This window comes from Erwinia sp. AnSW2-5, assembly GCF_045107195.1.
In the GTDB taxonomy this organism is placed as follows: domain Bacteria; phylum Pseudomonadota; class Gammaproteobacteria; order Enterobacterales; family Enterobacteriaceae; genus Erwinia.
This window is the reverse complement of record NZ_JBJGXA010000012.1, coordinates 131,534-142,710: the sequence shown is the minus strand read 5'-3', so window position 1 is coordinate 142,710 and position 11,177 is coordinate 131,534. Positions and strand designations below refer to the sequence as shown.

Here is an 11,177-nt window from a genome sequence, read left to right as displayed (position 1 = left end):
GCCAAATTCAGTAAACCACTTCAATCTAACGGATAAGCAGTTCCAAATGAGTGAATTTCTCCATTATCTTTATCAATAATGAACGGTGCATTTCCTGCCAACTGAGCAGAAAACTCACCCGTTTCCATATACTCTCTCGATTGATAACACCAGAACCAGCCTTCTGAGAATCGGCCATGAAGTGTAATAACGACTGGAATGTCAAATCCTTTAAGGTAATCCAAAGCCTTGTCCATCGCATTCTGATAAGTAATCATTATTCCATTCTCAATCGATAACGTCATTTGAACTAGCTGATTTGACCTGCTCCCGGCAAACTAACATAGCACGATGTAAGCAAGTTCCGCTTCTGGCACACAGCAGCCCCCCAACAACGCACCAAAATAATCTTACTATTACCCCCTCCCCCCTGTTACACCCGCACCCCGTTACACCTGTCACATCCCCGCACCTTTCCCCTCCCTTCCCACCGCCCTCCTTACCCTACTCCCGCACCAAATCAACAACTTACCTCCACCCCAAATCCTGGCACGCTTTTCGCACTATGCAGCCCTGAGTTCCTGATCCGGCCGCATCAGTGGCAATGGACAGGATTTAGGCCTATCTCAAGGGAAAAGAAGATGAAAGCAGCACGTTGGTATAAAGCGCATGACATCCGTATTGACGATATCGAAGAACCTCAGGTTTCTGCGGGCAAGGTAAAAATCAAAGTGGCATGGACCGGGATCTGCGGCAGCGACCTGCACGAATACCTCGCCGGGCCGATCTTTGTTCCGGTCGATAAGCCGCATAAACTCAGCCACGATATTGCACCGATTGTGATGGGCCACGAGTTCTCAGGCGAAGTGGTCGCGGTGGGAACGGGCGTCAGCAAATTTAAAGCCGGTGACCGTGTGGTTGTCGAGCCAATCCTCTCCTGTCGCGAATGCGAAGCCTGCCGCGAAGGCAAATATAACCTGTGTGGCGACCTGGGCTTCCACGGTCTGTCCGGCGGCGGCGGTGGTTTCTCCTCCTTTACAACCGTAGACGAGCATATGGTGCACCGTATGCCAGACGGTCTCTCCTACGAGCAGGGCGCGCTGGTCGAGCCTGCCGCCGTGGCGCTGCACGCCGTGCGTATGAGCAAGCTGAAAGCCGGTGACAAAGCCGCAGTATTCGGTGCTGGCCCTATCGGTCTGCTGGTGATTGAAGCTCTGCGTGCTGCGGGTGCCTCTGAGATTTACGTGGTGGAACTGTCGCCGCAGCGTGGCGAAAAAGCGCGTGAGCTGGGTGCCAACGTGGTGATTGACCCGAGCAAGCAGGATGCGGTGGCTACCATTCGTGAACTGAGCAAAGGCGGCGTGGATGTGTCGTTCGAAGTGACCGGCGTGCCGGTGGTGCTGAAACAGTGCATCGACAGCACCCGTTATGAAGGCGAAACCATCATTGTCTCTATCTGGGAAGGCGAAGCATCATTCCACCCGAACAAGGTGGTGCTGGCCGAGCGTAACGTTAAAGGCATCATCGCTTACCGCCATATCTTCCCGGCGGTGATGGAGCTGATGACTCAGGGCTATTTCCAGGCCGATAAGCTGGTGACTAAGCGCATTGAGCTGGACGATCTGGTGACTGAAGGGTTTGAAGCGCTGGTGAAAGAGAAAAATCAGGTGAAAATCCTGGTGCGTCCACCGCAGTAATCCCTCAGGCTGTGCTGGCCGACCAAAAGAAAAGGTCGGCCACAACGGGCTGAGGTATCCCATCAATTCTTTGGGTGGGGTCTTTCAGCTCCGTTATTCTATTTCCCGCATATAGTCATCGGTTTTCAATGAATATTCCTTTGGGGCAAAGGGCATCGGTACACCATTCAGCATCCTGAACTCAGAAATAATATCGCGACGATATTCCCTTATCTTAGTGGGTGAGCGTAAAGCAATATCAACATTTATCTCGCCATTATCCGGGAAGTGATAGTAAGACTGTGGAATACACAGCTGATTATCAGCGATCGGCAAGGCAGGAAACTCTTTATTGAAGCCAGACCTCTCGGGCGCACTTCTCTCTCTGATCGAAAGATAATGTACGTAATAGTCACCTGGATTTTTAATCTGGAAACAGAACCCAGCCTGAGACCTCGAAACCTGCCCGATTTCAGGTAATGGCGTGTAATCGCCAAATAACCCGCACCCGGCCAAAAGTGAAGAGAGCAGCACGGGAAACACTATTTTTTTCATCGTCATTACAGACTCCACGGGAAGGATCTCAGCGTGTGCTTATACTGGCTTTTGAAAAGTCCGGGCGGTAATAATTTCGGAAATACATTTCCCCATTGGGAAAAATGGAAGTATTCTTATTCTGCCGTCCGAAAAAGAAATAACTCCCTTTATGTATCCACACTTTCGAGTAGTTAATTGTCTCGCGAAAAATATCTTTGGCCATTTTGACTGCACCTGGTGTCATCAGGCGCAAGCTGCGGTCCTTAGTTTCCTTATCAATCATCACTATTCCTTAGTTTTTCCATGATTATCGCCAGACAAGGGTAGCATTTGTGTGTGCTTTTTAACGTTTACAAGGGTTAATTTGTCAGTCATATCACACTATTACCCAAGACAGTAACTTCAGTTTTGGCGAGCGTTAATCGTCAGTAGCAGCAGCGGATTCGGATTTGAGTTTTGACGTTGAGGCCGGATTCTGTTGCGGTTTTAAACCAACAGCGAGCACCGTTTTTACGGGGATGGGGCCAGTTTGAGGTAAGCCGGACGTCACGCGCCGAGGCCCGCAGGGATGCGGCCGTTGCCGATCCGGCGTGCTCAAACTGGCCTCAGACCTGACGCGTTCCTTGCAGCGATAAAAACCTTCAGCCCTACGTGATCCTCGCGATCAGCGCATCCACCACCTCATCACGCAAATACGCATGCCGGGCTAACAGCATCTGCGCCACGCTGACCGTTTTTGATACCTGATAAAAATGCCCGCTGTTCAGCGCAGCTTCGAACTGATTCGCCTGGCGATGTGCCGCCGCTAAATCACAGTCCACCAGCAGCACCGCATGGGCCAGCACCACATGGCGGCGCGGTGCATCGGCATCACTGTTGGGAATTGCCCGCCAGTATTGTGCCGTTCCGGCAATTTTCCGCGCCTGCTGCCCTTCGCCACAGGCGAGGTTAAAGCGCCCGTCGCAGAACGATCCTTCCACTGCCTGCCAGCCCGTCACCACGCCCAGTTCCGCCAGCGCCTCACTTAAGATCGCGCACAGATGACGATACACCTCTTCCGCAGCCTCACCGAGGGTGCGATCAACCGGATACGCCAGGCTGAGGTTGATAATGCCCGGTCCCTGCGGCACCAGCCCACCGCCGGATTTACGCAGGAACACCGGGCATCCGGCTGCGGCAAACTGCTCCCGAACAGTGTCCAGCGCGGTAAAGCGTCGGTAGCTGGAGGGCACCACCAGCGACGTCGGCCCGTACCACAGCTGGGCCACCTTGTGGCCTGCGGCAGCCAGCGGAAACAGCCCGTCCTCGGCCTGAGTCGGGTCCGCACAGTACAGCAACCGTCCCTGCGGCAACATAAACGGGCCGTCACCCGCGACCTGCACGCTTTTCTTCATCGTCATCTCTTCCCGTTACGCAGGCTGAGTGTTGGGCGACTGAATGCCATAACGCTGCATCCGGCGGTACAGCGTCATACGGCTGATGCCCAGCTGGCGCGCCACGGCGCTGTGGTTCCAGCGTGCGGCACGCAGCAAGGCCACCAGCTGTTGCCCTTCATCCGGCAGCGCCTGCACCTCTGTTGGGCTTTCCTGGACTAACGTAACCGGGGCGGTGATGCCGATGCCATCAGGCAGATCGCCCGCGTCAATGATGTTGCCCTCGGCCATCGCCACGGCGTAATCCAGCGCATTGCTCAGTTCACGCAGGTTGCCAGGCCAGCCATGCTGATGCAGGCACTGACGCGCCGCCACAGAGAGCCGCGCTTTATCTGCCAGCATGTTGTCGATTAACCAGTCGAGATCGCGGCGGTTGCGCAGCGCAGGCAGGGTGATACGCGCCCCCTGCAAACGCCAGAACAGATCCGCACGAAAACGCCCCTGCTCCACTAGCTGATCAAGCAGATGATGTGAGGCAGAGATCACACGAATATCCACCGGGATCGGGCGCGACGCCCCGACCGGCAGCACTTCCTGCTCGGCCAGCACGCGCAGCAACCGCGTCTGCATCTCCAGCGGCATATCGCCAATCTCATCCAGGAACAGCGTGCCGCCGTCGGCTTCCTGAATCAGGCCGCGCCGCGCTTTGCTGCCCGCGCCGGAGAAGCTGCCCGGCAGATGACCAAACAGCACACTTTCAATCAATGTTGCGGGGATTGCGGCACAGTTCACCGCAATAAACGGCTGGCCGCTGCGCGGGCTGGACTGATGGAACGCGCGGGCAAAATACTCTTTGCCGCTGCCCGTTTCCCCCTGCACCACCAGATGCAGCGGCGCACTCAGCAGGCGGGCGGCCCGCTGTAGCTGCTGCTGCAACGCCGGATCACCGCCCGTCAGCGCCGCCAGCGGGGCAGGCAGTGCGGCGGGTGTGGTGATCGCCGGGCGCTCAGGGCGGCGTGCGGGCTGCACCGCCGTCACATACAGCCGTTCCCCGCTGTTCACCCGCTCCAGCGTGCCCTGGCGGCCGTTGGCGCTGGCCAGCCAGTCCGGCAAACTGTCTATCGAAGTATTAAACAGCTGCTCAATCGGCATGCCGAGCAGCGTGCTGCGGCAATGCGGCAGCGGCGCATCGATGCCCAGCTCCTGCTCCAGCATGCGCTGCGCACGGTGGTTATGCCCAATCACCCGGCCACGGGCATCAAAGGCAATCAGGTAATCCGGGCTGACCTCAACAAACGGCGAGGAAGGGCTGAGTTTCAGCACCCAGTCGGTACGGTGGCGATGCCCGAACCAGGCATTTTCAATCTGGTGGGCATGCATCTGCGCAATCTGTAACGCCAGCTGCTGGCCGGATTTTGGCTGCGGCGAGGTCAGTGCGGAGATATCGAGGATGGCGTTAAGCTGCCCCTGCGGATCGAACAGCGGCACGGCCGAACAGGAGAGCGCAATATGCGTGGCATCGAAATGGTCGTTGTGATGTACGGTCAGCGCTTTCCCGGTTGCCAGCGCGGTGCCGACCGCACAGGTGCCCGCCCAGGCTTCCGACCATTGCGCCCCAAGGAACAGGCCCGCGCGGCGCAGGCTGATTTCAGCGCTGTCATCCCCCAGATAATCCACCGTCACGCCCTGCGCATCCGTCAGCAACACCACATAACCCGCCGGAGCAATCTGCTGATACAGCATGCTCAGGCCGTGCCGGGCAATACGGCGAAACTCTTCAAGGTGCTCGCGATGCTCACGCAGCGCCTGCCAGGGGAGAATGTGCGCCGCCTGCATACGGCTGGGATCAAGACCGTGACTTTCCACGCAGCGCTGCCAGGAGTCGCGGATCGTCTGGTCATGCTGGAGCCGCGCCAGATGCTGCGCATTGTCGCTGACGCAGGCCAGTACGGTGGCAATATGTTCACGCTGACTCTGATTCACAACAGTCTCCTTTTGGTCCTGTGAGACAGTAACAGCAGCGAAAAGCCGCTCAAAAGCTGCCAGAAGGTAATGGGATACACCGCCGCACGCTCAATGATGCCAATCGGTAACGCCACATACGGGATCAGCGCCATGCAGAGCAAGCCGCCGCATCCCAGCAGCAGGCTAAACCCGGCATACATCGGCCTGCCACGACGAACGGCGAAGCCGGTGGCGATCAGGCAAAAATTCCCTCCACCAATCGCCATCACCGCGCCCACCTGATGCAACGTCACGCCATCGGCTTCCCCACCGCTGTGGAACAGGGCGATCAGCACGCCGCCGATGCCATGAAGGCAACCTGCCAGCAATGCCGCCCACCCCATTCCGCCGGGAAACTGCGGCCGCAGTAACCAGCAGGCCAGCATAAACAGCACGCCTTCAAGCGCAAACCCGGCGTTCATCACGTTATGCAGCGGTGAACAGATTTGCGGCCCGCATTCAGGAATGCCGAGGTCACTAATATAGTTATGACTGTAGCGATAAAGCGGATGATGCCAGGCCAGCGCGCTGGTGCGTTCGGCCAGCAGATACAGCAATCCCCCGGCGGCAAAACAGCACCCTCCTGCGCGACGGCGGCCAGATAAATGCGACATTTTATTCTCCTGTTACTGGCAGCATTCAGTCTGACAGAGCGCCAAAAAAAAACCACCCCGGTTGGGGTGGTAAAGGACGATAATTCGCTACTGACGGGCGGTTCTTCATCCCCCTCGTCGGCCAGGCGATCCGCGACTTACCAGCGATAGTTCACCGAGGCCACCACATTGCGGCCCGTGCCATAGAAGCAGGCTTCGCTGTTGCTACAGGATGCCACGTAATGCTTGTCGGTCAGGTTCTGCACATTCAGCTGAACCGTGGTGCCTTTCAGGCTGGAAACCGCCTCGCCCAGTTCATATTTTGCCATCGCATCGTACAGCGTGAAGTGTGGCACTTCGTTGGTGCCGGTGCTGTCCGCCGGGGCATCACCGGTATAACGCACGCCGGTACCCACGGTCAGCCCGTTCAGCACACCGTTCAGGAAGCTGTAGCTGCCCCAGGCCGATGCCGCATGACGCGGAATGCTGGCAGGCGTCCGTCCCAGTTGGGTGGCCGTGTAAGTCTCTTTGGTGACCGCATCGGTATAGGTATAAGCCGCCATCAGCTTGATTTCCGGCAACGGCTGGGCATGTATTTCCATTTCCACGCCGTTAGAGTCAACCTTACCGACCTGCTCGTTGTATCCGGTCACCGGGTTGTTCGAGGTGATATTTTTCTGCGTAATATCAAACACCGACACGGTCATCACGGTGTTGGAACCCGGCTGCTGGTATTTCACCCCCACTTCGCTCTGCTCTCCGGTCGTTGGCTTAAACGGATCGGTTCCCGGTGCGCCATTGCTCAGGTTCGGTTCAAACGAGGTGCTGTAACTGATGTAGGGGGACAGACCATTATCAAAGGCATACAACAGCCCGGCACGACCGGTAAAGGCGCTGTCATTGTTTTTCACATCCGTACCGTTCAGGCGGTCAATGGTACGGATTTGCGACCAGTCGTTACGGCCGGACAGCACCAGGTTCCAGTTGTTCCACTCCATCTGATCCTGCAGGTATACCCCAACCTGATGCAGCTGCTTCACGGTGTTAATGCTGGTGCTAAAATCGTCCTCATTCACATCAACACGGACAGGATCCGCCCAGTCAAGGCGATACTGGGTAGAGGTGTGGCGCGACAGGGTACTGGCAACGCGGCTCCAGCGGTAATCCAGCCCACCGAGCACGGTATGCCCGACATCACCGGTATCAAACAGCCCTTTCAGGTGGTTATCGACACCGACTTCATTGGTCATCGCCGTTTCATGTTGCGGGCGACGTTCAATGGTGTGGTCGTTGAAGGTTGGGCTGGTGGTATAGACCATATATTTATAGTCTTCATCGCGATGGGTATAACGCAGGTTCTGAGTGAACGACAGCGCTTCATTGAAACTGTGGTCAAATTCGTAGCCGATCGAGACCTGTTCCCGCTTATTACCATAGTAGTTAGGGTCGTTGATATTGAAGTCATACGGGATATACCCGGTGCTGGCTTCTTGCAACGTCCCCGCCATCGGCAGGAAGTTACGCGATCCGGCTTTCGGGTCGTTCTGGTAGCTGGTTAACAGGGTAAAGCTGGTGTCGGCATTCGGCAGCCAGGTGATGGCGGGCGCTATCGCCACGCGTTCCTGTTTGTTGTTTTTCACATTTTCATGTTTGGTGCTGGCGACACCGTTCAGACGATAAAACAGCGTGTTGTCATCATTCAGCTTGCCGCCAAAATCAAAGGCCGCTTCGCCCAGGTGATGATTGCCGGTGCTGAGCTGCACTTCGCGGAGGGTTTCGGCCGTCGGGCGCTTGCTGGTCATCACCACCAGGCCACCAGGGCTGACCTGGCCGTATAACACACCCGCCGGTCCGTGGACCATTTCCACACGCTCCAGCAACCAGGGATCAACCTGCCCCGCTCCGCCGCTGGAGCTGGAAAGACCGAAGTGCAGACCATCCAGCAGTTTTGGCGCGTAGCGGAAGCCACGGCTGATAATTTCGTCGTTACGGTTGGAGTTGCCGCGATAGTTGGTGACCACACCGCTGGTGTAGCTCAGCGCATCGGACACCGACGCCGCCGCCTGGTCATCCATCTGCTCACGCGTCACGACTGAAATCGATTGTGGGGTTTTGCGCAACGGGGTTGAGGTTTTGGTGCCTGCCGCGCTCTCTTTCGCCACAATGCCGCTATTGCGCCCCGTGACGCTCTCCTGGGACTCGGCCGTCACCGTCAGCGTATTATCGCTGGCGGACTGTGCCAGCGGGGCCGCCAGCAGTGAAGACGCCAGCAGCAGGCGCAGGGTGTTCTTCCCAGAGTGTATTGCCACACCAGGGCGCGCCTGGGTTTTCATCTTCTTCAACATAATGTGTTATCTCGTCTGAAACAGCCTTGTCTACGAAAAAAACCGTTAAGCCCGCCAATCCATTAGCTTTACTGATTGGCCGCAGCTGACTTCAGGAATGGCACGGATCATCAACGCCCGAACTCACCCTCTACTGGAGAAGAAAAAACCTTACTAAATGTATAGTTACGACTTATCCCAGTGAAGTCCCGACGCATACTAATGCAAATGTGAATCACTCTCAATAACATTTGGATTAACATTTCTTACCACACAAATAAATGGTACGAACACCGAAAAGTAACAACATGTAAAATAAAGAAAAAAAATGGTGTGGTTTATGACAGTTTGGCTAAACAGACTGGCGTCAGAAAAAGGGGGGAAGTGGAATGGCGGGAGCAATAAGACAAAAAAATAGCCACCCCGTCTGGGATGGCTAAAGGATGATAATGGCCGTGCTAAAACGGATTACCAGCGATAATTAACCGAAGCAACCAAGGTCCGGCCTGCGCCGTAGAAACAGGCCCACTGACCCGCACAAGACGACACATAGTGCTTATCCGTCAGGTTCTGCGCGTTTAACTGTACGGTAGTCCCTTTCAACGCAGGAACAGCCTGCCCCAGTTCATATTTCACCATCGCGTCGTACAGGGTGTAATGCGGCACATAGTATTGGCCGATATCATCACCCGGTGCTTTGCCCACATAACGGACGCCAGTCCCCACCGTCAGGCCATTCAGCACACCATCGAGGAAGCTGTAACTCCCCCAGGCTGAAGCAGCATTACGCGGGATAGCATTTGGGCTGTGGCCAACTTTATCGGCATCTGTCGAGCTCTTGGTCACCACATCGGTGTAGGTATAAGCGGTGGTCAGCTTAATTTCCGGCGTTGGCTGCACATGAAGCTCTGTCTCAATACCCTGAGAATTAACCTTACCAATCTGCTCGTACGCACTGGTCAGACGGTTATACGTGCTCACGTTCTTCTGGTTAATGTCAAACCAGGAGACCGTCAACATCGCATTAACGCCAACCGGCTGGAATTTCACCCCGACTTCAGTCTGCTCACCTGTCGTTGGTTTCAGCGGATCGGCACCCGCCGCCGCCTGCTCCAGCACCGGTTCAAACGAGGTGCTATAGCTCACATACGGTGAAATACCGTTATCGAATGCATACAACAGCCCGGCACGCCCGGTGAACGCACTGTCATTATAAGTGATGTTTTCCCCCCCGGTGGTGAGGTCCTTGTTACTCACCTGCGACCAGTCATTACGCCCTGACAGCAGCAGGTTCCAGTTATTCCACTCCAATTGATCCTGGACATAAACACCGTACTGGTTCAGGGATTTCTTGGTATGGGTGGCCAACTCCAACAGGCTTTCATCAACCTCTACACGGCTCGGATGGCTCCAGTCCATCGGATAACTGCTGCCATAGTCGCGATACATTTTGCTATCAATATGCGAATAGCGGTAATCAAAACCGCCAAGAAGCGTATGTTTCACTTCACCGGTATCGAAAATCCCTTTCAACTGATTATCGACGTTGAATTCGTTAGTCATCGCCGTTTCATGCTGCGCCAAACGCGTCAGAGTACGGTTGCCGTCATCCACGTTATAGACCAGATATTTATAGTCTTCATTGCGGTGGCTGTAACGCAGGTTCTGGGTAAACGACACCGCATCGTTGAAGCTGTGCTCCAGGCTGTAACCGATGGAGGTCTGTTCACGCTTCGACTTAGTAAAGTCAGAGTCGCTGACGTTCAGATCATAAGGAACATAGCCCGCGGCGGTAGGATAGAGCGTGCCTGCGCGTGGCAAGAAGTTACGCGAACCCGCTTTTGGGTCATTCTGGTAGCTGGTTAACAGGGTGAAGCTGGTGTCTTCATTGGGCAGCCAGGTGATGGCTGGCGCAATCGCCATACGCTGTTGTTTGCTGTCTTTCACAAACTCGTTCTGGGTGCTGGCAATGCCGTTCAGGCGGTAGAACAGGGTGTTGTCATCATTCAGCTTGCCGCCGAAGTCTACGGCAGCTTCACCATAGTGACGATTACCGGTGCTGAGTTGTACTTCATGAAGACTTTCTGCTGTCGGGCGCTTGCTCGTCATCAGAACCAGCCCACCAGGGCTGACCTGGCCGTAAAGTACCGATGCCGGGCCATGTACAATTTCCACTCGTTCTAACAGCCAGGGATCGAGCTGCCCCGCCCCGCCATTCTCAGAAGAGAGACCGAAATGCAATCCATCCAGCAGTTTTGGTGCGTAACGGAAGCCACGGCTAATCACTTCATCATTACGGTTAGAGTTACCGCGGTAGGTTGCCACCACGCCGCTGGAATAGCTCAGCGCATCTGCCACTGAACGCGCGTCCTGATCGTCCATCTGCTCGCGCGTCACCACGGAAATTGATTGCGGGGTTTTACGCAGCGGTGTGGCGGTCTTGGTCCCGGACGCGCTCTCTTTCGCGACGATCCCTTTGGTTGGCGCCGTGACGCTTTCCTGGGTCTCTGCGGTGACCGTCAGCGTATTTTCTGCTGCGGTGGCCGCCTGGGCAGCGGGTGCTATTAGCAGTGCTGAAGCCAGTATTAAACGCATCGTGTGTTGGTCAGAACGTACTGCAATACCTGGTATTGCCTGTTTTTTAATCTTGTTAAACATGTGCTGGTATCCCCTCTGAACAGATTTGCTGAT

9 protein-coding genes are annotated in these 11,177 nt (G+C 55.7%); 1 reads left to right on the top strand and 8 read right to left on the bottom strand.

Annotation, left to right across the window (positions count from 1 at the left end):
- Positions 1 to 20 precede the first annotated feature (20 nt).
- Positions 21 to 257, bottom strand: a complete 237-nt coding sequence (locus tag ACFL9S_RS11800) for a YrhB domain-containing protein (RefSeq protein ID WP_405262090.1) — start codon at positions 255 to 257, stop codon at positions 21 to 23.
- Positions 258 to 620: 363 nt separating this feature from the next.
- Here ACFL9S_RS11800 and ACFL9S_RS11795 point away from each other — a divergent pair, with 363 nt between their 5' ends.
- Positions 621 to 1,676 (top strand): 2,3-butanediol dehydrogenase, encoded by a 1,056-nt coding sequence (locus ACFL9S_RS11795; protein WP_405262089.1) that lies wholly within the window; start codon positions 621 to 623, stop codon positions 1,674 to 1,676.
- Between the two features lie 93 nt (positions 1,677 to 1,769).
- Here ACFL9S_RS11795 and ACFL9S_RS11790 read toward each other — a convergent pair whose 3' ends face one another.
- The 7 genes from ACFL9S_RS11790 to ACFL9S_RS11760 form a co-directional block, all read right to left on the bottom strand.
- Entirely contained in the window at positions 1,770 to 2,216 is a 447-nt protein-coding gene (locus tag ACFL9S_RS11790; RefSeq protein ID WP_405262088.1) for a putative T6SS immunity periplasmic lipoprotein, read from the bottom strand.
- Between the two features lie 22 nt (positions 2,217 to 2,238).
- The gene (locus ACFL9S_RS11785; protein ID WP_405262087.1) at positions 2,239 to 2,475 is read right to left on the bottom strand and encodes a hypothetical protein; all 237 of its coding nucleotides are present in this window, start codon (positions 2,473 to 2,475) and stop codon (positions 2,239 to 2,241) included.
- Between the two features lie 364 nt (positions 2,476 to 2,839).
- Positions 2,840 to 3,586, bottom strand: coding sequence for a lipoyl protein ligase domain-containing protein (locus tag ACFL9S_RS11780; RefSeq protein ID WP_405262086.1), 747 nt, complete (start codon positions 3,584 to 3,586; stop codon positions 2,840 to 2,842).
- Positions 3,587 to 3,601: 15 nt separating this feature from the next.
- Positions 3,602 to 5,548 (bottom strand): sigma-54-dependent Fis family transcriptional regulator, encoded by a 1,947-nt coding sequence (locus ACFL9S_RS11775; protein ID WP_405262085.1) that lies wholly within the window; start codon positions 5,546 to 5,548, stop codon positions 3,602 to 3,604.
- Positions 5,545 to 6,183: a DUF998 domain-containing protein gene (locus ACFL9S_RS11770; protein WP_405262084.1), complete on the bottom strand. Its 639-nt coding sequence runs from the start codon at positions 6,181 to 6,183 to the stop codon at positions 5,545 to 5,547. Before ACFL9S_RS11770 ends, ACFL9S_RS11775 begins: the two co-directional genes overlap by 4 nt.
- 137 nt (positions 6,184 to 6,320) lie before the next feature.
- On the bottom strand, positions 6,321 to 8,495 hold the full coding sequence (locus ACFL9S_RS11765) for a TonB-dependent siderophore receptor (RefSeq protein WP_405262101.1): 2,175 nt from the start codon (positions 8,493 to 8,495) through the stop codon (positions 6,321 to 6,323).
- Between the two features lie 459 nt (positions 8,496 to 8,954).
- Positions 8,955 to 11,144: a TonB-dependent siderophore receptor gene (locus tag ACFL9S_RS11760; protein WP_405262083.1), complete on the bottom strand. Its 2,190-nt coding sequence runs from the start codon at positions 11,142 to 11,144 to the stop codon at positions 8,955 to 8,957.
- Positions 11,145 to 11,177 lie beyond the last annotated feature (33 nt).

Coding starts and splice junctions, on each gene's coding strand:
- ACFL9S_RS11795 (WP_405262089.1), top strand. CDS start 621: ATGAAAGCAGCACGTTGGTATAAAGCGCATGACATCCGTATTGACGAT.
- ACFL9S_RS11765 (WP_405262101.1), bottom strand. CDS start 8,495: ATGAAAACCCAGGCGCGCCCTGGTGTGGCAATACACTCTGGGAAGAAC.
- ACFL9S_RS11800 (WP_405262090.1), bottom strand. CDS start 257: ATGATTACTTATCAGAATGCGATGGACAAGGCTTTGGATTACCTTAAA.
- ACFL9S_RS11785 (WP_405262087.1), bottom strand. CDS start 2,475: ATGATTGATAAGGAAACTAAGGACCGCAGCTTGCGCCTGATGACACCA.
- ACFL9S_RS11780 (WP_405262086.1), bottom strand. CDS start 3,586: ATGAAGAAAAGCGTGCAGGTCGCGGGTGACGGCCCGTTTATGTTGCCG.
- ACFL9S_RS11760 (WP_405262083.1), bottom strand. CDS start 11,144: ATGTTTAACAAGATTAAAAAACAGGCAATACCAGGTATTGCAGTACGT.
- ACFL9S_RS11790 (WP_405262088.1), bottom strand. CDS start 2,216: ATGACGATGAAAAAAATAGTGTTTCCCGTGCTGCTCTCTTCACTTTTG.
- ACFL9S_RS11770 (WP_405262084.1), bottom strand. CDS start 6,183: ATGTCGCATTTATCTGGCCGCCGTCGCGCAGGAGGGTGCTGTTTTGCC.